At 66.5% G+C, this 25,115-nt stretch carries 11 protein-coding genes and 1 pseudogene; 2 read left to right on the plus strand and 10 right to left on the minus strand.

What is annotated here, in order from left to right:
* Window positions 1-18 precede the first annotated feature (18 nt).
* Both B4U45_RS01825 and B4U45_RS01830 read right to left on the minus strand, forming a co-directional pair.
* Window positions 19-12,477 (minus strand): type I polyketide synthase, encoded by a 12,459-nt coding sequence (locus B4U45_RS01825; protein WP_219859294.1) that lies wholly within the window; start codon window positions 12,475-12,477, stop codon window positions 19-21.
* A gap of 350 nt (window positions 12,478-12,827) precedes the next feature.
* A complete protein-coding gene (locus B4U45_RS01830; protein ID WP_219859295.1) occupies window positions 12,828-13,199 on the minus strand; it encodes a hypothetical protein in 372 nt (123 codons plus the stop codon).
* A gap of 190 nt (window positions 13,200-13,389) precedes the next feature.
* On the opposite strand from B4U45_RS01830, the gene rbpA reads away from it, so the two are divergent.
* Entirely contained in the window at window positions 13,390-13,725 is a 336-nt protein-coding gene (gene rbpA / locus B4U45_RS01835; RefSeq protein ID WP_023364597.1) for an RNA polymerase-binding protein RbpA, read from the plus strand.
* Here rbpA and lnt read toward each other — a convergent pair.
* The 3 genes and pseudogenes from lnt to B4U45_RS01855 form a co-directional block, all read right to left on the minus strand.
* Window positions 13,700-16,333: pseudogene (gene lnt / locus B4U45_RS01845) on the minus strand (apolipoprotein N-acyltransferase). The gene rbpA and the pseudogene lnt overlap by 26 nt on opposite strands.
* 178 nt (window positions 16,334-16,511) lie before the next feature.
* Complete coding sequence (locus B4U45_RS01850; RefSeq protein WP_075549087.1) at window positions 16,512-18,110, minus strand: amidohydrolase; 1,599 nt, start codon at window positions 18,108-18,110, stop codon at window positions 16,512-16,514.
* Between the two features lie 38 nt (window positions 18,111-18,148).
* Window positions 18,149-18,679, minus strand: a complete 531-nt coding sequence (locus B4U45_RS01855) for an FxsA family protein (protein ID WP_075549084.1) — start codon at window positions 18,677-18,679, stop codon at window positions 18,149-18,151.
* 72 nt (window positions 18,680-18,751) lie between these two features.
* Here B4U45_RS01855 and B4U45_RS01860 point away from each other — a divergent pair, with 72 nt between their 5' ends.
* Complete coding sequence (locus B4U45_RS01860) at window positions 18,752-19,453, plus strand: dienelactone hydrolase family protein (protein ID WP_075549085.1); 702 nt, start codon at window positions 18,752-18,754, stop codon at window positions 19,451-19,453.
* Window positions 19,454-19,624: 171 nt separating this feature from the next.
* On the opposite strand, the gene B4U45_RS01865 is transcribed toward B4U45_RS01860, so the two are convergent.
* The 5 genes from B4U45_RS01865 to B4U45_RS01885 all read right to left on the minus strand — a co-directional run bounded on the left by B4U45_RS01865 (window position 19,625) and on the right by B4U45_RS01885 (window position 25,078).
* The gene (locus B4U45_RS01865) at window positions 19,625-20,986 is read right to left on the minus strand and encodes a PPE family protein (protein ID WP_219859296.1); all 1,362 of its coding nucleotides are present in this window, start codon (window positions 20,984-20,986) and stop codon (window positions 19,625-19,627) included.
* A gap of 522 nt (window positions 20,987-21,508) precedes the next feature.
* Complete coding sequence (locus B4U45_RS01870; protein ID WP_122526627.1) at window positions 21,509-21,799, minus strand: WXG100 family type VII secretion target; 291 nt, start codon at window positions 21,797-21,799, stop codon at window positions 21,509-21,511.
* 35 nt (window positions 21,800-21,834) lie between these two features.
* Window positions 21,835-22,128: a type VII secretion system protein EsxG gene (gene esxG, locus B4U45_RS01875; RefSeq protein ID WP_122526628.1), complete on the minus strand. Its 294-nt coding sequence runs from the start codon at window positions 22,126-22,128 to the stop codon at window positions 21,835-21,837.
* Between the two features lie 88 nt (window positions 22,129-22,216).
* Window positions 22,217-23,509 carry a PPE family protein gene (locus B4U45_RS01880; protein WP_219859297.1) on the minus strand — a complete coding sequence of 431 codons (1,293 nt, stop codon included), beginning with the start codon at window positions 23,507-23,509 and terminating at the stop codon, window positions 22,217-22,219.
* A 1,179-nt stretch (window positions 23,510-24,688) separates the two neighbouring features.
* On the minus strand, window positions 24,689-25,078 hold the full coding sequence (locus tag B4U45_RS01885; RefSeq protein WP_075549292.1) for a PPOX class F420-dependent oxidoreductase: 390 nt from the start codon (window positions 25,076-25,078) through the stop codon (window positions 24,689-24,691).
* Between the last annotated feature and the right edge of the window lie 37 nt (window positions 25,079-25,115).

Genomic DNA, 25,115 nt, shown 5'->3' on the forward strand with positions numbered 1-25,115 from the left:
TGCTGGTGTCGCTCATGGCTATTCGTCGTCGTCCATGAACGCGGCGTTGACCAGATCGTCGAGGTCCATGTCGGCAATGTCCTTTTCGGTGGTCGCTGCCGGCGCCCCAGGCTGACCGCTCACCTCGGTGCCCTGGGCCAACGACAGCAACAGGTCCAGCACTCCCGCCTGCCGAAGGCGCTTGATCGGAATGGATGCGACCACGCGCTGCAGTTCGGCCTCGCCGGGGGCCGTGGCCGGGGCGTCGTGCGGCGCCGAACCCAACAGTTCGCGGTGCATGTAGCCGGCCAGCGCAGCCGAGTTGGGGTAGTCGAAAATGAGCGTCGGCGAAAGCGCAAGGCCAGTAGCGGATTTGAGCCTGTTGCGCATCTCGACCGCGGTCAGCGAATCGAAGCCCAACTCCTGGAATGCCCGGTCCGGGTCGATCGCCTCCGGGCTGGTGTTGCCCAGTACGGTCGCGATGTTGGACCGCACCAGATCCAACAGGACGGCGTGCTGCTCGTCGTCGGGCAAGCCGTCCAGACGTTGCAGCAGAGCGGATTTCGACTTAGCCGCGGCCAGCGAGTCGTCGACTTGACGACGCGTGGGCGCGTTGATCAGGTCGACGAACATCGGCGGCAGCGTGCCATTATCGAATTTGACCCGCAACGCGGCAAAGTCGATGTGGGCGGGCAGCACGAACGGTTCGTCGACGATCATGGCGGTGTCGAGCAATTCCAGCGCTTCTTCCGAGGACATCGCCACGATGCCGTCGCGGGCGAACCGCTTGAAGTCGACACTTGCCAATCCGCCGGTCATGGCGCTGGCCTGATTCCACAGACCCCAACCCAGCGAGATTGCCGGCAGCCCATGCGCCCGCCGGTGCACGGCCAGCCCGTCCAGGAATGAGTTGGCGGCCGCGTAGTTGCCCTGTCCCGACGAGCCGACCAACCCGGCCATCGACGAAAACATCACGAAGGCAGACACATCCAGATCGCAGGTCAGCTCGTGCAGATTCCACGCCGCGTCGACCTTGGCCCGCATTACCGTTTCCATCCGCTGCGGTGTCAGCGAGGTCACCACGGCGTCATCGAGTGCGCCCGCGGTGTGGATCACGGCCGACAGCGGGTGCTGAACCGGGATATCGGCGATCACCTTTGCCAACGCGGCCCGATCGGCGGCATCACAAGAAACCACCTGCACCTGCGCGCCGGCCGCGCCCAATTCGGCTACCAGTTCGTCGGCCCCGGGTGCGTCCGGGCCGCGCCGGCTGACCAGGACCAGCTGACGCACCCCGTGGCGAGTCACGACATGGCGTGCCAACGCCGAGCCGGCCATGCCGGTCCCGCCGGTGATCAGCACCGTGCCGGCCGCCCACGCGTCCGGCATGGTCATCACCACCTTGCCGACGTGGCGTGCCTGGCTCAGGTACCGCAACGCCGCAGGGGCGCGACGCACGTCGAACGTCGTGACCGGCAACGGTCGCAGCACCTCGTCGTCGAACAGGGCGGCCAGTTCGGCAAGGATCTGCGCAATGCGGTCCGGTCCGGCCTCGAAGAGGTCGAAAGCTCGGTAGCGCACTCCCGGGTACCGCTGCGCGATCACTTCGGGTTCGCGGATGTCGGTCTTGCCCATCTCCAGGAACGCTCCGCCCGAGGCGACCAGACGCAGCGACGCATCCACGAAATCACCGGCCAGCGAGTCCAAGACCACGTCCACGCCGCGCCCACCGGTAGCGGAGCGGAATTTGTCCTCGAATTCCAGGCTGCGCGAGTCGGAGATGTGGTCGTCGTCAAAGCCCATGGCCCGCAACGTGTCCCACTTGCCCTTGCTGGCGGTGGCGAACACCTCGAGACCCCAATGCCGGGCCAGCTGCACCGCCGCCATACCGACACCACCGGTGGCGGCGTGCACCAGGATCCGTTGCCCCGACCGCACGGACGCCAAATCGCGCAGCGCGTAATAGGCGGTGGCGAACACCACCGACGCGGTGGCCGCCGCGGTGTGCGACCAGCCCGCCGGAACCTTGACCAACAGCCTGTGGTCGGTGGTGGCGATCGTCCCGGTGCCTTCGGGGAACAAGCCCATGACTCGGTCGCCGACGGCGAAACCCCTATCTTCTGGGCCGGTTTCGAGGACAACACCGGACGCCTCGACACCCATCACCGCCTCGGGGTCGGGGTAGAGCCCCAATGCGATCATGACGTCCCGGAAATTGGCTGCGATGGCGGACAACCGCACCCTGACGTGTCCGGGCTGCAGCGGAGTGTCGGCGTCGGGAATCGGCTCCAGCCGCAGGTTTTCGAACGTGCCGGCTGCGCTCATGCCCAACCGCCACGGCCCGTCGCCCGGGGGGACCAACAGCGCGCCAACCGTGCGGCTGCCGTGGACTCGGGCAATGTACACCTGCCCACCGCGCCACAACACCTGCGGCTCGCCGGCGGCCAACACCGCCGCCAGGGCCGATTCATCCAGGGGCGCATCGGTATCGACCAGCACGATACGTCCGGGATGCTCCGTCTGCGCCGAGCGCACCAGGCCCCACACCGCCGCGCCGGCCAGGTCGGTGACGTCTTCGCCGGGCAGCGCGACAGCACCGCGCGTCGTCACCACCAGTACCCCTGCGCCGTCGCGGCCGAGCCAGGACTGCAGCACGTCGAGCACCGAGTTCGTGGCGGTGTAGACACCCGCCACCGCGTCGCCGGCCACCGGCACGGATTCGAAGACCACCGTTGACGAGTCGCTGTCCGCCGTTGTGCCCCAGGCCATTACGGGCACCGGTTCCAGGGCAGCCGACGGCTGGGCCGACCAGTCCACCTGGAACAGCCGGTCGGGACCCGACCCGGATACCGCGGCGCGCAGCTGCTGATCGGTGAGGGGCCGCGCCAGCATCGACGCGACCGACAGCACCGGCAATCCCAGCCCGTCGGCCAGCTCGATCGACACTTTGGACGGCCCCGCCGGCGCGATGCGCGCCCGAACCGCCGATGCGCCGCCGGCATGCAGCGACACACCTTGCCAGGAGAACGGAACGAGCACCGAGCCCTCGTCGACGCCGAAATCGTCGGCGCCGTTGGAGGCCAGAATCACCGCGTGCAACGCCGCATCCAGCATCACCGGATGAACTCCGAAGCCCGCGACCGACACCCCGGCGTCGGCGGGTAAGGAGACCTCGGCGAAGACTTCATCGCCGCGGCGCCACATCGCGTTCAGGCCGCGGAATGCCGGGCCATAGCCATACCCGCGCTCGGCCAACCGTTCGTATCCGTCGGCGACCTCCACCGGTACCGCGCCCACGGGTGGCCACGCCGCCAAATCGGTTGTCGGAGCAGCGGTCCCGTTAGCGAGCGTGCCCTCGGCATGCAACACCCAGCCGCCGCCGGCCTCCGCGCGGGAGTACACCGACACCGCGCGAGCGCCGGACTCATCCGCACCACCCACGATCACCTCGACGGCAACCGATGACCCGGCCGGCAACACCAAGGGCGCGGCCAGGGTCAACTCCTCGACCACCGTGCAGCCCACTTCGTCGCCGGCTCGAATCGCCAACTCGACGAAGCCCGCTCCGGGGAAGATCACCACGCCGCCGACGGCATGATCGGCCAACCAGCCCTGCGCGCGCGGCGATAACCGCCCGGTCAGCACGACGCCGCCGGAGGTCGGCAGCTCCACCACCGCGCCCAGCAGGGCATGCTCGCTGGCCTCGAGGCCGAGCCCGGCGGCGTCAGCCGCAGCTCCGTCACTAGACAGCCAGAACCGCCGCCGCTGGAATGCGTAGGTCGGCAACTCGACGAAGTTCGCCTGCCCCACTACGGTGCGCCAGTCCACGTGGACACCGGCGACGAACGCCTGAGCCACGGCGTTGACCAACGTCACCGGCTCGGGCCGATCCTTGCGCAGCGCGGAGATCGTCAGGATCCCGGTATCCGGCAGCGATTCTTCGATCGACGCGGTAAGGCCGCTGCCCGGCCCGACTTCGAAGAAGCGGGTGGCACCCGCCGATTGGGCGAATTGGACGCTGTCGGCGAACCGGACCGCCTCCCGAACGTGACGCTTCCAGTACGCCGGGGAGCCGAAGTCGTCGGCCGCCAGCGCACCGGTGACATTGGAGATGACCGGAATCGCAGGTTGTCCGATGGCCAGACCGCTTGCCACGGAGCCGAATTCGTCGATCATCGGGTCCATCAGTGGGGAGTGGAACGCGTGCGACACGGCCAGGCGATGTACCCGTCGGCCGTCAGCGCGCAACCGGTCGGCGACCGCGAGCACCGCGTCCGCGGCGCCGGAAATCACCACGGAGGCAGGGCCGTTGACGGCGGCGACGCTGACGTCCGCGCCCAGCAGGGGCGCAATTTCTGCTTCGGTGGCCGCCACCGCGACCATCGCTCCGCCGGGCGGCAGGGCCTGCATGAACCTGCCCCGTGCGGCGACCAGCACCGCGGCGTTTTCCAGGGACAGGACGCCGGCGACGTGTGCCGCCGCGATTTCACCGACGGAGTGGCCCATCACGAAGTCCGGTCGCATTCCCCAGGACTCCAGCAGCCGGTACAGCGCGACTTCCACCGCGAACAGCGCTGGCTGCGCGAATTCCGTTGTGTTCAAAAGGTTTTCGTCGTGACCCCAGATGACTTCGCGCAGCGGGCGCAGCAGGTGGCGGTCCAGTTCGGCGACGACGGTGTTAAACGCCTCGGCGAACACCGGATATCCGGCGTGCAAGCCCATTCCCATGCCCAGTATTTGGGAGCCTTGGCCGGGGAAGACGAACACCGTCTTGCCCGCAGGGGTGGCGGTAGCGCGAACCACCGAGAGCACGTCATCGCCGGAATCGCCGGCCAACTCTTCCAGCCCGGCCAGCAACCCATCGCGGTCCCCGCCGACCACCACCGCCCGATGCTCAAACATCGAACGCCCCGCCAACGACCACCCCACATCGGCGACATCCAACCCGTCATGGGTCCGCACATACCCGGCCAGCCGCGCCGCCTGCGCCCGCAACGCCGCATCCGACTTCGCCGACACCACCCACGGCACCACCGGCCGCGACGGACCCTGCGCCGACTCTGAGGCCGGGACCGCCTCGACAATCACATGCGCATTCGTGCCACTAATCCCAAACGACGACACCCCCGCCCGTCTCACCCGACCACCACCCGGCCAAGGCTGCGGCCGGGTCAACAACGACACCGCCCCCACCGACCAATCCACATGCGGGCTGGGCTCATCGACATGCAACGTCGCCGGCAACAACTCATGGCGCATCGCCAACACCATCTTGATCACCCCGGCCACCCCCGCCGCCGCCTGGGTATGACCCATATTCGACTTCACCGACCCCAACCAGAGCGGCTCGGAACGCCCCTGCCCATAGGTCGCCAACAACGCCTGCGCCTCAATCGGATCACCCAACGTAGTCCCGGTCCCATGACCCTCGACCACATCCACATCCGCCGCGCTCAACCCCGCATTAGCCAACGCCGCCCGCACCACCCGCTGCTGCGACGGACCATTGGGCGCGGTCAACCCATTCGAAGCCCCATCCTGATTGACCGCCGAACCCCGCACCACCGCCAACACCGGATGCCCCAACCGCCGCGCATCCGAAAGCCGCTCCACCACCAACATGGCCCCACCCTCGGACCAGCCGACCCCGTCGGCCGCGCCCGCGTAGGCCTTGCAGCGCCCGTCCGGCGCCAGCCCCCGGTGCCGGCTGAATTCCACGAAGATGTCGGGCGTGGCGTTGATGGTCACTCCGCCGGCCAGCGCCAGGTCACACTCCCCCGAACGCAGCGACTGCACCGCCATATGCAACGCCACCAACGACGACGAACACGCCGTATCCACCGACACCGCCGGACCCTCCAACCCCAGCACATAGGCCACCCGGCCGGAGGCCACACTGGACAGTTGGCCGGTCAGCCGGAAGCCTTCCACCGGTTCGGCAGCGAACATGCCGTAGCCCTGGGTCATGACTCCGGCGAACACACCGGTGGCGCTGCCGCGCAGGCTGCCGGGCTCGATTCCGGCCCGCTCCAACGCCTCCCACGACAGCTCCAGGAACATCCGCTGCTGCGGGTCCATCGCCAGGGCCTCGCTGGGCCCGACGCCGAAGAACGCGGGATCGAAGTCGCCGACCCGGTCCACGAACCCGCCGGTTTTGGTGTAGCACGCGCCGGGCACGTCGGGATCCGGGTTGAACAGCCCTGCCAGGTCCCAGCCGCGGTCGGTGGGGAATTCGGACAGCACATCGCGGCCCTGAACCAGCATGTCCCACAGGTCATCTGGCGACTCAATCCCCCCGGGATAACGACATGCCATGCCCACGATGGCAATCGGGTCGCCGTCCGTGGCGCGCACCGCCGATACGTGCTTGATCTCCTGTGGAACACCGGCGAGTTCACCGCGGATGTAGCCGGCCAGGCCGTTGGGGGTTGGGTAGTCGAAGATGAGCGTGGGTGAAAGGGTAAGGCCGGTTGCGGTTTTGAGTCGGTTGCGCATTTCGACCGCGGTCAGCGAGTCGAAACCCAACTCCTGGAACGCCTTGTCGGCGTCGACGGCCTCGGGGGCGATGTTGCCCAGGACGGTGGCGATGTGGGACCGCACCAAGTCCAGTACCACGGCGTGCTGTTCGGCTTCGGGCAGGCCGTGCAGGCGGTGCGCCAGCGCCGATTTCGACTTGGCGGCAGCCAGTGCGTCGTCGACCTGGCGTCTGGTCGGCGCGTTGACCAGATCGCTGAACATCGGCGGCACCGCCACCGCGTGGGCCCGCAGCGCGCTCAGGTCGATGCGGGCGGGCGCCAGGAACGGCTGGTCGACGATCAGCGCGGTGTCGAACAATTCCATCGCCTCATCCGAGGACAACGCCAGCACACCTTCGCGGCCCAGCCGGGCACGGTCGGCGGCGTCCAGTCCGCCGGTCATGTCGCTGGCCTGATCCCACAGGCCCCACCCCAGCGACATCGCCGGCAAGCCGTGGGCCCGCCGGTGCGCGGCCAGCCCGTCCAGGAAGGTGTTGGCGGCCGCATAGTTGGCCTGACCCGACGACCCCACCAGCCCCGCCATCGACGAAAACATCACGAACGCAGCCACATCCAGGTCAAGGGTCAGCTCGTGTAAGTTCCACGCCGCATCGACCTTGGCCCGCAGTACGGCATCGACGCGTTCCGGTGTCAACGACGAAATCACCGCGTCATCGAGCACACCGGCCGCATGGATCACGGCGGACAACGGGTGCTGCGCCGGGATGCCGGCGATCACGTCGGCCAGCGCCGCCCGGTCGGCCGCGTCACACGCCACCACATGCACCTGCGCGCCGGCGGCAGTCAACTCGGTCACCAACGCCGCGGCCCCCGCGGCGTCGGCACCGCGCCGGCTGAGCAACACCAGATGACGGACCCCGTGGCGGGTGACGGCGTGACGCGCCAATACCGAACCGGCCATGCCGGTTCCACCGGTGATCAGCACGGTGCCGGCAGCCCATGCGTCGGGCATGCTCATGACGACCTTGCCGATATGGCGGGCCTGGCTCAGGTATCGCAGGGCCGCCGGCGCCCGCCGGATGTCAAACGTCGTCACCGGCAGTGGCCGCAGCACCCCGGCGTCGAACAATGCGGCCAGTTCGAGCAGGTACTGGTGCATGCGGGGACGGCCGGGTTCGAACAGGTCGAAGGCACGGTAGCGCACACCCGGATATTCCTGGGCGATCACGCCGGGATCGCGGATGTCGGTCTTGCCCATCTCGAGGAACACCCCGCCGGGCCCCAGCAGGCGCAGCGACGCGTCGACGAATTCACCGGCCAGCGAGTCCAATACGACGTCCATGCCGCGGCCGTCGGTGACCGCGCGGAATTTCTCCTCGAATTCCAGGCTGCGCGAATCGGAGATGTGGTCTTCGTCAAAGCCCATGGCGCGCAAGGTGTCCCACTTGCCCTTGCTGGCGGTGGCGAATACTTCCAGACCCAGATGCCGGGCCAGCTGCACGGCCGCCATGCCGACCCCGCCGGTGGCGGCGTGCACCAGTACCCGCTGGCCCGGTTGGACGTCGGCCAAGTGTATGAAGGCGTAGTACGCGGTGGTGAAAACGGCTGAGATGGCGGCGGCTTCGGCATATGACCAGTCGGCGGGCATCGGCAGCAACAACCGGATGTCGCCGGCCACCAGCGTGCCGCTGCCGTCGGGGAAGAATCCGTATACCGAATCCCCGACCGCGAATTCGGTCACTCCCGGGCCGACCTCGACGACGACGCCGGCGCCTTCGCCGCCGATCAACGCGTCGTGGGTGAACATGCCCAGGGTGATCATGATGTCGCGGAAGTTCGCGGCGATGGCGCGCATGGCCACCCGAACCTGGCCCGGGCCCAACGGCGCGCCGGCGTTGGGAACCGGCTCCAGCCGCAGGTTCTCGAAGGTGCCCGCACTGCTAAGACCCAGCCGCCACGGCCCGCCGGCCGGCGGCACCAGGATGCCGTGAACGTCGCGGCTGGCGTGCACCCGCGGGGCGTAGGCCTGTCCGTCGCGCAGCAGCACCTGCGGTTCGCCGACCGCCAATGCTGTTGCTACCGCCGAATCATCAAGCGGCGCATCGGAATCTAGCAACACCAGCCGGCCGGGGTTTTCGGTTTGCGCTGACCGCACCAACCCCCACACCGCGGCCCCCGCCAGGTCGGTGACGTCCTCACCCGGCAGCGCCACGGCACCCCGGGTGACGACGACCAGCACTCCGGAGTCATGCTCGGCCAGCCACGACTGCACGGCCGCCAGCGCCCGGCCGGCACTTTCGTGGGTCGCGGCCACCGGATCCTCAACAGAGGCAACACATTCGAAGACCTCGTAGCACGAGGGCGCATCGCCGCTCGCGGCGGCCGCCGGTGACCAGACGACCTCGAACAGTCGGTCCGCACCCGCACCGGACAACACGGCCCGCAGTTGCTGCTCGCTGACCGGTCGGGCCACCATCGCCGCGACCGACAGCACCGGCAAGCCGAGGTCGTCGGCAAGCTCGACCGATACCGCTGACGGTCCGGCCGGCGCGATCCGCACCCGCGCCGCCGACGCCCCGGTGGCGTGCAACGACACGCCTTGCCACGAAAACGGCAGCACCAGTTCGGCCTCCGGATTCGCGATCACCGCGGTGTGCAACGCCGCATCCAGTAGCGCGGGGTGCAACCCGAAACCGGCCACGCCGCCGGCCGCCTCCGGCAACCTCACCTCGGCGAACAGCTCGTCACCGCGGGCCCACATCGCGGTCACCCCGCGAAACGCCGGACCATACCCATAGCCGCGCTCCGCCAGCCGCTGGTAGCCGTCGGACACATCGACGGCGGTGGCACCCGTGGGCGGCCACACCGACAGGTCGGCCGCGGGGTCAACGGTCCCAGCACGCAACGTCCCCTCTGCGTGGCACACCCACACCGAACCGGCGTCGACGTCGGCGCGCGAATAGACCGAGACGCTGCGCTCCGAAGACTCCGCCGCGGCGCCGACCACCACCTGCACCGCCACCGACCCCGAAGCCGGAACCAGCAACGGTGTCCGCAGGGTGAGCTCGTCGACCACCGGGCAGCCGACTTCGTCGCCGGCGCGGATCGCCAATTCGACGACACCGGTGCCGGGGAACACCACGACGCCCGACACGGCATGATCGGCCAACCAGGCCTGGGAGCTGACGGACAACCGGCCCGTCAAGACCACGCCACCGGATGCCGGCAGTTCCACCACCGCGCCCAGCAATGTGTGTTGACCCGCCGTCAATCCCAAACCGGATGCGTCGGCCCCCATGCCCTCGCCCGAGAGCCAAAACCGGCGCTTCTCAAAGGCATACGTCGGCAGCTCGACGAACCCGGCTCCGTCCAGTACGCCGCGCCAATCCACCGGCACACCCGCGACGAAGGCGGCGGCGGCCGACAGCAGGAACCTGGCGAGCCCGCCGTCCTCGCGGCCGAGGGTGGGGACGACGACGGGTTCGGAGTCAGCCATGCAGTGGTTGGCGGTGTCCTCGATGCCGGCGATCAGCGCGGGATGGGGGCTGGATTCGATGAAAGTGCGGTATCCGTGTTCGCATGCGCTGCGCACCGCCTGGTCGAACTGCACGGTCTGGCGGATGTTGCGGTACCAGTAGTCGGCGTCCAAACCTGCTGTGTCCACCCGGCTTCCGGTCACCGACGAGAAGAAGGCGGTGCGCGCAGAACGCGGCTCGATACCCGCAAGGGCGCCGGTGAGCTGGTCCCGAATGGCTTCGACCTCTGCCGAATGCGAGGCATAGTCCACCTCGATCCGGCGGGTGCGCAGCTCGCGGTCCGCGCAAACCTGGATCAGCTCCTCCAGCGCGGCCACCTCACCCGACACCACGACGGCCGAACGGCCGTTGACCGCGGCGATGCTGATCCGAGTTCCGAAGGGCGCCAACAGCTCCTGCGCCTGTTCGGCGCCGCACGCCAGCGACACCATGCCGCCGGGACCGGCGAGGCCGGTCAGCAATGTACTGCGCAGCGTCACCACCTTGGCGGCGTCGCGTAGCGATAGCGCACCGGCAACGTAGGCGGCGGCGATCTCGCCCTGGGAATGACCGATGACGGCGTCCGGACGCACGCCGATCGACTTCCACAACTCGGCCAGCGACACCATCACCGCAAATAGCACCGGCTGCACCACGTCTACCCGGTCGAGGCCGGGGGCGCCCGGAGCGCCGCGCAGCACGTCGGTCAGCGACCAGTCGACGAATTCGGCGAACGCCTCGGCGCACGCCTCGATCTGCTGCGCGAATACCGGTGCGGTGTCAAGCAATTCGACGCCCATGCCGACCCATTGGGAGCCTTGGCCGGGGAAGACAAACACCGTCTTGCCCGCCGGCGCCGCGGTACCGCGAACCACCGAGAGCACGTCATCGCCGGAATCGCCGGCCAACTCTTCCAGCCCGGCCAGCAACCCATCGCGGTCCCCGCCGACCACCACCGCCCGATGCTCAAACATCGAACGCCCCGCCAACGACCACCCCACATCGGCGACATCCAACCCGTCATGGGTCCGCACATACCCGGCCAGCCGCGCCGCCTGCGCCCGCAACGCCGCATCCGACTTCGCCGACACCACCCACGGCACCCCCGGCCGCGACGGACCCTGCGCCGACTCTGAGGCCGGGACCGCCTCGACAATCACATGCGCATTCGTGCCACTAATCCCAAACGACGACACCCCCGCCCGTCTCACCCGACCACCACCCGGCCAAGGCTGCGGCCGGGTCAACAACGACACCGCCCCCACCGACCAATCCACATGCGGGCTGGGCTCATCGACATGCAACGTCGCCGGCAACAACTCATGGCGCATCGCCAACACCATCTTGATCACCCCGGCCACCCCCGCCGCCGCCTGGGTATGACCCATATTCGACTTCACCGACCCCAACCAGAGCGGCTCGGAACGCCCCTGCCCATAGGTCGCCAACAACGCCTGCGCCTCAATCGGATCACCCAACGTAGTCCCGGTCCCATGACCCTCGACCACATCCACATCCGCCGCGCTCAACCCCGCATTAGCCAACGCCGCCCGCACCACCCGCTGCTGCGACGGACCATTGGGCGCGGTCAACCCATTCGAAGCCCCATCCTGATTGACCGCCGAACCCCGCACCACCGCCAACACCGGATGCCCCAACCGCCGCGCATCCGAAAGCCGCTCCACCACCAACATGGCCCCACCCTCGGACCAGCCGACCCCGTCGGCCGCGCCCGCGTAGGCCTTGCAGCGCCCGTCCGGCGCCAGCCCCCGGTGCCGGCTGAATTCCACGAAGACCGTCGGGGTGGCGTTGACGGTGGCGCCGCCGGCCAGCGCCAGGTCACACTCCCCCGAACGCAGCGACTGCACCGCCATATGCAACGCCACCAACGACGACGAACACGCCGTATCCACCGACACCGCCGGACCCTCCAACCCCAGCACATAGGCCACCCGGCCGGAGGCGACGCTGGAGGTCATACCGGTCAGCCGGTAGCCCTCGATCTCCTCGGCGAACATGCCGTAGCCCTGGACGATGAGCCCGGCGAAGACGCCGGTGGCGCTGCCGCGTAGCCGCGTGGGATCGATTCCGGCCCGCTCCAGCGCCTCCCACGACAGCTCCAGCAGCATCCGGTGCTGCGGGTCCATCGCCAGGGCCTCGCTGGGGGCAATGCCGAAGAACGCGGGATCGAAGTCGGCGACACCGTCGACGAAGCCGCCGGTGCTCGCATACGACTTGTGGGGTGTGTCGGGATCCGGGTCGAACAGGCCGGCCAGGTCCCAGCCGCGGTCGGTGGGGAACTCGGACATCACGTCGCGGCCGTCGGCGACCATCTGCCACAGGGCCTCCGGAGTGTCGACCCCACCGGGGAAGCGGCACGACATCCCGACGATCGCGATCGGCTCGCTCGACCGCTCCAGCAGCGCGCGGTTGGTCCGCTTCAGGCGTTCAACCTGAACCAGCGCTTTCCGCAGCGCTTCGGTTGCATGCTGGAGTTGATCAACCATTACTAACCTCGCCTAACCCTCGCCTAACCCCTGGTCGTCGCCGACCGGGTGCGGCCTTATCGCCGAATCACGGAAGTCGCTGCACGAATCGGCCTCGCCGTTTCGCCGACCAGCGTCGCTTTTTCGACCGGCGTCGTGCTGCGTTCCGACCGAAGAATGTCGCTGGTGAGTATCGCCAACTGTGGCAGGATTTCAAAACGTCCGATACTCCCAGGTATGCACGGGCGGGCCGGGTGCCCTGGAAGCGCTGGAAGCCATTCTGGGCGGGCAACCGCGGCCGCCTGCACACCTGGGTACACCGAGCCCGCCGTCCATGGCGCGACTTTACCCGGTTCGCCAGTGTCTAACGGCTAGACACCCACCCTGCGCCAGCCGTCGGCGGCCCTGGCCGCTCGGATCAGCTCGCCGCACAGCTCACGCAATTCGGGCACGCCGGCTCCTTCGTCGAGTGCGGTGGCGACGTCTTCGGCCGCACATCGCATCTGGTAGATCCGGTCCGACAGATCTGCCGCTTCGTCGGCCGTCAACACCACCGCATCGGCGGGCAGAGCCACCGCGGCCCCGGCATCGCCCCGCGTCATCATGGCTCGCTGCTCATAGGCCCGCTGCCCGCACGATTGCCGGCAGTATTGGCGGCGGCGGCCCATTCCGGCATCGGTCACGTCACGTCCACACCAGCGGCATGGCTGGGGACGGGCACGTTGACGTCGGGCCGGGCTCACGCCTGCCGACTTTAGTCGGCTCGGGCCCGTGATCCCGGTATCATCGATGTTCGCGGATGGTCGCGTCGCGCGCTGTGACTAGCCCGGGAACTACCCCGGGAACTACCTGGGCGGCTGCGGCGTTCGCTGAAGCGGAGAGAATCACTATCCGGAGCCAACCAGCTCAACGAGTCCAGAGGAGTTAGCGTCGATGGCTGATCGTGTCTTGAGAGGCAGTCGTCTGGGAGCCGTGAGCTACGAGACCGACCGCAACCACGACCTGGCACCACGTCAGATCGCGCGGTACCGCACCGAGAACGGCGAAGAATTCGAGGTCCCGTTCGCCGACGACGCCGAGATTCCCGGCACCTGGCTGTGCCGCAACGGCATGGAGGGCACCCTGATCGAGGGTGACCTGCCCGAACCGAAGAAGGTCAAGCCTCCACGCACGCACTGGGACATGCTGCTAGAGCGTCGCTCCGTCGAAGAGCTCGAAGAGCTGCTCAAGGAGCGCCTCGAGATCATCCGGTCGCGTCGGCGCGGCTGATCCGGACGCTATCCGGCCGGTTGAGAGCGGTCGTGAGCGCGGCCGGCTCGGCCGTGTTCACGTCGACCCTCAATACCCCATCGGGTGACCTTGAACAGCGCTTCGCGAATGTTGGATCCGCTCATCTTTGACACGCCGATCTCGCGTTCGGTGAAGGTGATCGGAACTTCGACGACGACGAACCCGCTGTTCACGGTGCGCCAGGTCATTTCTATCTGGAAGCAGTAGCCCTTGGAGTCGACGCTGTCGAGATCGATCGTCTCCAGCACTTCGCGGCGGTAAGCGCGATAGCCGGCGGTGATGTCGTGGACCCCGACACCCAATGCCAGCCGTGAATAGGTGTTGGCCGTCTTGGACAGCGCCAGCCGCCGCCACGGCCAGTTACGCACCGTCCCCCCGGGCACATAGCGTGAACCGATGGCCAGATCGGCCCCCGCACCGACGGCCTCCAGCAGGCGGTGCAGCTGCTCCGGCGCGTGGCTGCCGTCGGCGTCCATCTCGACAAGCACCGAGTATTCGCGGCTGAGGCCCCAGGCGAACCCTTCCAGGTAGGCCGCCCCCAGGCCGTTCTTGACGGTGCGATGCAACACATGAGTACACCCCGGGTCGGCCTGCGCCAGCTCGTCGGCGAGCTGACCGGTGCCGTCGGGACTGTTGTCGTCAATGATCAGCACGTGCACGTCGGGGCAGGCGTCCTTGACCCGCCGATGTATCAGCGGCAGGTTCTCCCGCTCGTTGTACGTCGGAATGATCACCAGGACACGCTGGCCGAGACGATTGCTCGGCACCTCGGCCGCAGGTTGGCCGCTGGTCATGTAGCTCCTTCAGGTCGCCCGAACTCGTGGTGCCCGCCCGCGTCGGGCGGAGTGTCTTGCGCGGTCTGCGGGCCGCCCCCGGATTCGTTCCGGAGCGCCGCTTCCGAGTCGTCGCCGTCGTCCGGGGTTCCGTCGGACTCGCCAGCTCCACGCGGGAGCCCGAACAGCCAACGCCCCGGACGCGGGAACCACCCATTGTGCCGTATCGCGACCAAAACGACCGCGCCCGCCGCCCCGACCAAAATCCACTGCAGTAGCGGAGCCCAGCGAGTTGCCGGCGTCAGCCTGGTCTTCAGCCGCACCTGGGTGTCCAGGTACCCGGGCTCGAAGAAGTCGGTACGGACCAGCTCCGCGCCGTCCGGCGCAATCACGGCGCTGATGCCGGTGGTACCGGCGACCACGACGTAGCGGTCGTGCTCGACCGCCCGGACCTTGCCGAATGCCAGCTGCTGCTCACTCATCGTCTGGTTGAAGGTGGCGTTGTTGCTGGGCACGGTCAGCAGCTGCGCGCCGTTGAGCACGGCTTTTCGCGGGGCCCGATCGAAGATCACCTCCCAACAGGTGGACACCCCGACGGGCACGCCAGCGATGCGCACTACCCCGGAACTCGTGCCGGGCACGAAATTACCAGCGCGGCCGGCGTAGCCAGAAAGATGGCGAAACAGCCATGGCATGGGCAAGTATTCGCCGAATGGCTGCACGATCTCCTTGTCGTGGCGGTCGGCGGGCCCCGTTCCCGGATTCCAGACGATCACCGTGTTGGTGAATTCCGGGCGCTGTTGCGGTGGACCCGGCGCGTCCAGCACGGTGCCAACCAGGATCGGCGCGCCGATCGCCGCGGCCGCCCGCGATATCTGCTGGGCAGCGTCGGGATTGAGGAACGGATCGATGTCCGACGAATCCTCGGGCCAGACGACGAATTGTGGTCGCGGGGCACTGCCTGCACGGACATCCTCGGCCAGCCGCAGTGTCTCCTGCACGTGGTTGTCCAGGACCGCTCGCCGCTGCGCATTGAAATCCAGACCCAGACGCGGCACATTGCCCTGAACGACCGCGACGGTGACTGCCGGGTCGCCGCCCGCTCCAGCACCGGCGTGCCGCACCTGCGGCCACACGATGACGGCGGCGAACAACACCAGGCAGATGGACACACCCGGCAACACCACCGCCGGCGGCGCGGCCGTTTCGGCCGACCCGGTTTTACCGCCGCTGCGCCACCACTTCTCGATTTCCAGCGCGATCGCGGTCACACTGCAGCCCACCAGCACGATCCCCGCGGACAGCAGCGCGACACCTCCCAGCTGGACCAAGGGCAGCAGCGGCCCCTCGGTCTGACCGAACGCCACCGATCCCCAGGGAAAGCCACCGAACGGCACGATCGACTTCAGCCATTCCTGCGCCGCCCACAGCACCGCAAACCAGATCGGCCAGCCGGGCAGCCCGCGCACCACGACGGCCAATAACCCGAAAAGACCCGGGAACAGCGCGGACACCGTCGACAGCACCAGCCAGGGCATCGGTCCCACCAGCGAGCCGATCCACGGCAACAACGGCACATAGAACGCCAGACCGAACAGGAATCCGTAGCCCAGCCCACCTACCGGCGTGGTTGCCCGGTGCATCAGCACCCAGGTGAGCAGCGCGACCGCGACGATGGCCGCCCACCACCAGCTGATCGGCGGGAAGCTGGCATACAGCAACAAACCGGCCCCGACACAGACCAGCAGGCGCGGCAGCCGCGGCCGGACCGCGGCCCACAGCCCCGGTAGCCGGGTCAGCGCGCCGGTGCCCATCGCCGACAGGCGCCGACGGGCGGCGGCGCGGAGCCGAGTGGTCGCGGTCGACGTGCCGGCGTCCCGCTCGGACTCTTGCACATCGGCGGGATCGGCGGCCAGGTCGTCGTCAGGCGCCGCATCCGCCGGATCGATCTCGCCGCTGTCCAGGTTCGGCGCCTTGCGGCCGGGCCATCCCCTAGCCATAGATGACCGCACCCCGGTGCACGGTTTGACGGCAGCGCGGCAAGGCGTCCTGCGGACCCAGCCGCGGTAGCGCCGGCACCCGGGACCGCGGATCGGTAGACCAACGCTGAACGGCGTCGCGCGGCGCACTGACGTCCAGAACATCGACGTCCCACACGGCGTACGAGGCCGGCGCGCCCGGCACCAAGGTGCCGGCCTGCCCGTCGCGGACACCGCCGGCCCGCCAGCCCCCGCGGGTTGCCGCGGCGAACGCCGCCCGCGCCGACACTGCACTGCTCGGGGTGCGGTGGTTGACCGCCGCAGCCACGTTCGCCCACGGGTCGAAGCCGGTTACCGGCGCGTCGGAACCAACGGCGAGTGGCACGCCTTGGGATGCTAACAGCGCAAGCGGGTTGAGCCGGCAACCTCGATCCGGCCCGAGGCGCTGGGCGTACATCCCGTCGACGCCGCCCCAGAGTGCGTCGAAACTGGGCTGCACGCTGGCGATGACACCCCAGGCGCCCAACTTGGCGGCCTGATCGGCAGTGACCATCTCCACGTGCTCCAGACGGTGTCCGCACCGGGCGACCGCGACCACGCCGAGGTCCTGCACGACCCGGTCGAAGGCTGCGACGACCGCCGACACGGCGGCATCGCCGATGATGTGGAAACCGGCGGTCAGCTGCGCCGCGGTGCACGCCCGCAGATGCGCTTCGATGGCGTCTGAGTCGAGGTGGCAGGTTCCGGTGCAGCCCGGCGCGTCCGCGTACGGCTCATGCAGCCAGGCGGTGCGCGACCCGAGTGCGCCGTCGACGAAAAGGTCACCGGCCAACCCGTGGGCTCCGGTCTGCTCGATCAACGCCCGGGCCTGGTTCGGTGTGGTCACTGCCTCACCCCAGTAACCGATCACTTCGACGCCGTGCTGGAGAGAGCGCAGCGCCAGCCAGTCTTCGAGCCCGCCGATTTGCGGGCCGGCGCACTCGTGCACGGCGACGACGCCGGACGCGGCCAGGGCCTGCAGCGCCGCAGCCCGAGCTTCGACCAGCTGCACGTCGGTCAGCATGTCGCGGGCCGCGGCCCGGACCAGGTGGTGAGCGTCACCGGTCAACGGCTGCTGTGCGCCGGCGCCGGCCGGAAGTTCGGGTATCCGCCGCCGCAACGCCGACGAGGCCAGCGCCGAATGGACGTCGACCCGGGCCAGGTAGGCGGGCCGGCCGTCGAGCACGGCGTCCAGGTCGGCGGTGCTGGGCGCGGATTTTTCGGGCCAGGCCGACTCGTCCCAGCCGTGTCCCCAGATCGGCCGGCCGGGATTAGCCGCGGCGTAATCGCCAACCATGCGCAAGCATTCCGCGCGTGACGTCGCGGAGCGCAAGTCCAGCCCGCTGAGCGTCAGACCGGTCGCGCTCAGGTGGATGTGGCTGTCGACGAATCCCGGCGCGACGAATGCGCCGTCGAGGTCCTGCACTTCCACATCCGGGAACTGGTCGCGCGCGACATCGTCGCTGCCCAGCCATGCGACGATGTCGCCGCGCACCACCATGGCGGTGGCGTCGGGGTGGGTCGGGCTGTAGATCCGGCCGTTGACCAGCAGCTTGGACGGAATCTGGGGAATCTGCGTCACACCGCAAAACTACGTCGGAAGTCCAAGACCTAGGTCCAGTTCGGGGCTTGGTCGGGAATGCGAGCCTGCGGCAGGGTCGGCGGTTCCCCATCGATGACGTCGATGACCTCCCCATCAATGAAGTCACGCCGATCGGGTTGCTCGCGGCGGGTGAACGCGCCGGCCATGCCGGCGGCCGCGGTCGCCGTCAATGGCACCCGCCGCAGGATTCCGCGCAGTGCGATCGCGGTCAGTCCGGGGCCGGCGGCTGCCCGGATCGGCGGCGCCAGCAGCAACAACCCCACAGCGGTGGTGACCAGCCCGGGGACCAGGACCAAACCGGTGGCCACGGCAACCAGGGCGCCGTCGCTCAGCGCGCTGCGTGGTTCCTGCACGCCGGACCGCCACTGCATGAGGTGCCGCCCGAGCTGCCACCCGCCCAACGGAGCCCAGAGGACCAACCCGAGGACGAAGGTGGCCAGCAGCACCACCAGGGCCCAGCCGAACCCGATGACCGCTGCCAATCCGATGAAGGCCATGAGCTCGACGACGGCGTAAATGAGAAGCAGCCGACCTAGCATGTGAAGCCAACGTCTGCGGGCCGCGCCCGAGTTCCGCAAGCGGTCGCGTGACGGCTGCAGTTAGATGACGCTATGACCACGATCGAAATCGACACCCCTGCCGGACCGATCGACGCGCTGCTGAGCGTCCCCACCGGAGAAGGTCCGTGGCCGGGCGTGGTCGTCGTGCATGACGCGGTCGGGTATGCCCCGGACAACGAGGCGATTTCCCAGCGCATCGCCCAAGCGGGTTATGTCGCGCTGACCCCGAATATGTACGCCCGCGGCGGCCGCGCTCGATGCATCGTGGGGGTCTTTCGCGACCTTTTGACCAAGCGCGGTCGTGCCCTCGACGACATTGTGGCTGCCCGTGATCACCTGCTTGCCATGGCCGAATGTTCCGGCCGGGTAGGCATCGCGGGCTTTTGCATGGGTGGCGGGTTCGCGCTCGTCTTGTCGCCCAAGGGCTTTGGCGCCTCGGCGCCGTTCTACGGCACGCCGCTGCCCCGCCATCTCAGCGACACTCTAGACGGGGCGTGCCCGATCGTGGCGAGTTTCGGCGGTCGCGACCCGCTGGGTGTGGGCGCGGCCGACCGACTGCGCTTCGTCACCCAGGCGAAGGGGATCACCGCGGACATCAAGGTCTATCCCGGGGCCGGGCACAGCTTCGCCAACAAACTTCCCGGTCAACCGCTCATTCGGGTTGCGGGATTCGGCTACCACGAGACCGCGGCCGAAGATGCGTGGCGCCGGGTGTTCGCGTTCTTCGGCGAGCACCTGAGTAGCGGCACTTAAGCCGTCGGCCGCCCGTTCCAACAACGGTCGGATCTACGCTTCGCTGCCACCTCAATAAGCACATCGGTCCGACGAAAACGTTCGGCGATCAAAGCGGGGGCAGTCGCTATCGGCTGCAATTGTCGATAAATCCGACGCCGCCGAACTGCACCTTTGCCGGCCCGCGTTTCGTCAGCAGGGGACCGTCCCGGCACTCGCCGCGTCCAGCACAGGTGCGCTCCAGCTCGCCGGCGTCATCGGCACCCGGACGCCAGCGCCGAATATCATCAAACCGCCGGGTTCGACCAAGCCCTCTTTGTGTGCGGCGCCAGCAAACCCGATGGTGTCAGCACCGCGATCGGAAACCCCTATCGCCTGACCCGCGGTCCCGTCAACGGTTACGGCTGATATCAGGTGTGGGCGCGTATCGAGAGGAGGGACACCCGACACAGACGGCGTCACACTTCCGACCGTCACCGCTGCCGCCGGCGCCGCCACAGCGGCCGGCGCCGCCGTGGCCACACCCACGATCGGCGCAGCCGTCACGCCAGCCATGGCACCCAGACCCGGTACAGCACCACCGATCAACGCTCCGGCTCCAGCCAGCGGACCCGCCACAATTCCAAAAAGATTTCCAATGATTTGCGCAACAATGTCGACGACTGACGCGATAGGTGACACGATCGGAAGGGCAAGAAGAATCCCAATCGCAACAAATTCAAACACCAACGTAAGTTCAAGAAGGGCCAAATAAGTCACGAAAGTAAAAGCGGTAGAGAGATGCAACGTCAAAAATAGGTAGGCAATAAAACCTATGAGAATCGCAATCGAAAAGAGGCTAAAAAATACTAGACCGACAAACACTGGAACTAAGAGAATTTCGAATAATACGCCCGCAATAAATTGCAGTATCATTTTCGGAACTAGCAATACTAGTTCAAACAAAATTTGCACCCACGGGGTTGACGTGACGGTTTGGGCGGTGGTGGCGAGGTCGGCGGCCACGCCGCTGCCGGGTTTGACAATGACTGGTGCCGGCAAGATGTGTGGAACCGAAACCCACGCCGCCGCAGCCACTGCCTCATAAACACCCATCGTGGTCGCCGCCTGAATCCACATCCGCACATAATCGGCCTCGTTCAGCGCGATCGGAATGGTATTGATCCCAAAGAAATTCGTCGCCAACAACACCGCATGCGTGGCATGATTAGCGGCCAACTCACCCAACGTCGGCATCGCCGCCACCGCACCGACATAAGCCGCCGCCGCACCCTCATGAGCCGCAGCCGCCGTCGCACTATCGGCACTGGCCTGCATCAACCACGCCACATACGGCACATAAGCACCCGCACAAAGCTCAGCACTGAGCCCCTGCCACGCCCCCACCTGCATCCCCGCCACCACCACGCGCAGCTCCTGAGCCACCGACGCATACTCCGCACTCAACGACGACCACCCCACCCCCGCAGCCACCAGCGACGCAGGCCCCGGACCCGCGCACAACAACGCCGAATGCACCTCCGGCGGCGAGGCCATCCACACCGCAGCGCTCACACCACACCCCCACAAACCCCATACGACACCGCCGCCAACCCCTCAACCGCCACCCCCACCGCCGCCAAACCCCCCGGAACCACCCACAACGTCACAACCAACACCCCTTCCTGTACTTCTCGGTTAACAGTTAGCCGACAATCAGAATTATCGGCACCCATACGCCCCAGTTCGATCACGATATTGATTTGTCATCTGCATATCAAATTATTCGTGAGACGTCATTTGCCGAAGCAGTTCCGCGATGGCTCGACCCAGAATAGGTCATGTCGCAAACGCAGAGAGTTCTTTCCTTTATCGAAACACCATTCATGCAATTTGGGCCGGAGCGTTAGCATCTTCGCGGAATCGGCATTGACTACGCGTTGCGAGAGCTAGCCAGTCTGTCCCGAAAAACCATTTGTCTCAGCACAACGTGATACGCGCGGTTGAATCAATCAATGCACATGAGGTGCTACGCAAGCCCGCGACCCACCCAGTCGTTTACCGCATGGGCCGCCGGTGGCCTTCAGCACTGCCGGACTAGGCGCCCCACTTGGCGGCTTCCGCCATGTCTCGGGCACTCATCGCCAGTGTGTTGTTCTCATGGGTGGAGGCCATGGATTGGTAGGCACGAACCAAATCCTCCATGGCTTGGTTCCACTGGGTTTGCCAGCCTTGATAGGTCATACCTGTATCACCTTGCCAAGCGTTGGACAACGCTGACTGCTCACTGGCGATGTCAGCACCCAGGCTCTGCAACGTGCCCGCGTACCCCGACATGTCCCCGGCATGACCCAGCATCGCTGCGTAGTTATACATTATCTGTGACATCACAAATCCCTTTCAATAAATTGTTGACGGTTAGCTCAGAATCCTGTGTAGGACGACGCGGCTGCAGCATCGGCAGCTACATACGTGCCCGCAGCATCGCCTAAATTTGCCTGTGCGATATCCAACAAGGCGTTAACCTTGGCAGCTGCCTCAACGAAACGGGCATGAGAACTTTGAAACACTGCCGCCGACTCGCCCTGGTGAAACGCTTGTGCGGACAACGCCGATTGCTCGGCCGAACCGATTGTATGACGCATGACTCCCGCTCTCGCAGCAAATGCTGACTGCGAAGCCACTAACTGCGGAATATGGGCATCTAACAAACTCATAGCACTTCCTTTCGATATGACTTTCTCGGATCAGCAGTTGCTCATTAACATTGCAGTATCAGCTACGTCTCCCGTCGCTTTGGCGTACCTAGCACAATGCGTTCCAACTAGCCGGTGCCATCGGCACCAGCGCATCAGACTCATCACCCAGCGTCATCAATCCGCCGGGCCGGAGCACATTGCCGTTGCCTGCCGTGCCGGCAAACCCCAAGTGCTCAACGCCGCGATCAGACGTGACGACGGGCGAGTCACCCGCACGGCCCAAGTCTGACCGCGCTGGCGAACCGTCCACCGCCGGCGCCCCCAGCCCGTCGATCGCTATGGCGCCCACCGGCGAAGCCGACAAACTTGCCATCGGTGCGGCCACCAAACCTGCCATCGGCACAGCCGACAAACTCGCCATCGGTGCAGCAGCCAGACCAGCTACACCAGCCATCTCGGGAAGAAGAGCACCTACGGTTGCCGTCGCAGCAAACGGACTAATAGAAAGTCCAACTAAATTGCCAATAATCCAGTCGACAACGATTTGCGTAAGAGTCAATATTGTAGCTGGCATAATGAGCGGGATAGATGCAACGATAGCAATGATGACATTTACGATACTGATTGAACTGATAAGTACCGTCACCAACGCATAAACCGCGGCATTGATATTACCGGCTATAATATCGCTAATTATGGCCGGAACGCCTAGTACGAACTGGTCAATGCAGTAAGCAAGAATAAATAGTGCAACGAGATAGCCGTCTCCGATTTTCTCCAAGAATCGGATTATTTCCGCCCACGGAAATGGCGTGAGGGTTTGGGCGGTGGTGGCGAGGTCGGCGGCCACGCCGCTGCCGGGTTTGACAATGACTGGTGCCGGCAAGATGTGTGGAACCGAAACCCACGCCGCCGCAGCCACTGCCTCATAAACACCCATCGTGGTCGCCGCCTGAATCCACATCCGCACATAATCGGCCTCGTTCAGCGCGATCGGAATGGTATTGATCCCAAAGAAATTCGTCGCCAACAACACCGCATGCGTGGCATGATTAGCGGCCAACTCACCCAACGTCGGCATCGCCGCCACCGCACCGACATAAGCCGCCGCCGCACCCTCATGAGCCGCAGCCGCCGTCGCACTATCGGCACTGGCCTGCATCAACCACGCCACATACGGCACATAAGCCCCCGCACAAAGCTCAGCACTGAGCCCCTGCCACGCCCCCACCTGCATCCCCGCCACCACCACGCTCAGCTCCTGAGCCACCGACGCATACTCCGCACTCAACGACGACCACCCCACCCCCGCAGCCACCAGCGACGCAGGCCCCGGACCCGCGCACAACAACGCCGAATGCACCTCCGGCGGCGAGGCCATCCACACCGCAGCGCTCACACCACACCCCCACAAACCCCATACGACACCGCCGCCAACCCCTCAACCGCCACCCCCACCGCCGCCAAACCCCCCGGAACCACCCACAACGTCACAACCAACACCCCTTCCGACCGATCGATCCGCCCGATGCTTGTCGGGCTTAGGAGCCGCACAATTCGAATCTCGATGAGCTTAACAATTGCATAGCGCAATAGTGTCCACCGGATGGATTACAACGTCGTCCTACAGATGGAGGATGTCGGGCTCGAACTTCACCGCCAGCCGAACAGGAGCGATACTGCGCGGCGATACCTCCAGGGCCGGACGAACGAGGCGCCGTGGCGCTCCGCCGCGATAACACCACATGATGTGCGGGCCTTTCGCCGATGTATCAGTGCCCAAACGTTGATAGCGATTGGTGGATCCCGCGTCCCGTCGACCATCTAGCTATATGGACACTCGGGGCAGACCGGCTGATGATCCCGTCCCGGGAGGACACCACGATGCGTGCTGCGTACATCGGCGCCTGCGCAACCCTTGCCGTGTTGCGGATAGCGACCACGACCTACATTGCACCGGCAAGGCTCACGCTGAACCGGTCAGTTCCGCCGAACAGCAAATGGTCCGATTGCTCCCTCCCGGCTACACGGCCGAGTCGTGTACGCGCGCCACCAACGCATTTCCGGACGCCATCGCCAGCCTGGACTGCGCTGATGGCCTTCATTCCGGTACCCCCGAATACGCTCGTTGACCCTCTACGACAATCTGAACTTGTTGACGGCCGACTGCTACGCGACTGCGGAGGCTATGGCTATATCGCCATGCCCGGGCGGGAACCCCTCGCCAGGCACCGGGAATTACAGTTCGAACCCGCACGGTGTCGGCGGCAAGATCGTGTGCGGCAGTGTCGAGGACCGCAGCGATCTCGTCTGGACTCGCGACGATCAGCTGTTATTGGCCACGATCAACGGCGGGCCTAGCGTCGGTGACTTGTACTTGTGGTGGCGCGCTATGGCGCCTCGACTGAATCTTAAGGCCGCTCTGTAGCTTTCCGCTTCTGCGGCGAGACGCTGGCAAACCGACGCGCATCCCTTGGCCGTGCCGTTCGCGGTCAGGATGGATGGCGGCAGCTGACCGCCGGCCCGGAGCGGTCCGATCAGCGGTCCGGAATGGCAACAACAACACCACTCATCGGCGTTAGTTCACTCTGAGCTCCAGGCCAATGTTGTTGTCCATGCCGCCGCGGAGCTTGCTGACAAAGTTGAAGACCTTGCCGAGGATGCCGTACCGCTTGGCGATCGCATCGTAGACGGCGCCGGTCTGCGAATCGTCGAGAATGGCCGCGGTGCCCTCGACGGCCTCGCTCTTCGGGCGACCGCGCACGTCGCAGATGGCCATCGTTACTCGTGGGGTATTGCGAATTCGCTTGACTTTCCACGCTTTTTTCTCGGCGATGACCAGCAGCCGGTCACCGCGGTCCTTGTCCAAAGCGGCCCAGATGGGGGTCGGCTTCGCCCGGCCGTCTTTGGTGAAGGTGGTCAGCAGGATGTACTGCGCTTTGGCAAGGTCGGCGAAGGTGGGTGTCACGGTGTCAACCTAGCGCTGAGCAGACGCGGAATCGCAC

Source organism: Mycobacterium persicum, assembly GCF_002086915.1.
Lineage (GTDB): Bacteria > Actinomycetota > Actinomycetes > Mycobacteriales > Mycobacteriaceae > Mycobacterium > Mycobacterium persicum.

Coding starts and splice junctions, on each gene's coding strand:
- B4U45_RS01825 (WP_219859294.1), bottom strand. CDS start 12,477: ATGGTTGATCAACTCCAGCATGCAACCGAAGCGCTGCGGAAAGCGCTG.
- rbpA (WP_023364597.1), top strand. CDS start 13,390: ATGGCTGATCGTGTCTTGAGAGGCAGTCGTCTGGGAGCCGTGAGCTAC.
- B4U45_RS01855 (WP_075549084.1), bottom strand. CDS start 18,679: ATGCTAGGTCGGCTGCTTCTCATTTACGCCGTCGTCGAGCTCATGGCC.
- B4U45_RS01860 (WP_075549085.1), top strand. CDS start 18,752: ATGACCACGATCGAAATCGACACCCCTGCCGGACCGATCGACGCGCTG.
- B4U45_RS01870 (WP_122526627.1), bottom strand. CDS start 21,799: ATGTCACAGATAATGTATAACTACGCAGCGATGCTGGGTCATGCCGGG.
- esxG (WP_122526628.1), bottom strand. CDS start 22,128: ATGAGTTTGTTAGATGCCCATATTCCGCAGTTAGTGGCTTCGCAGTCA.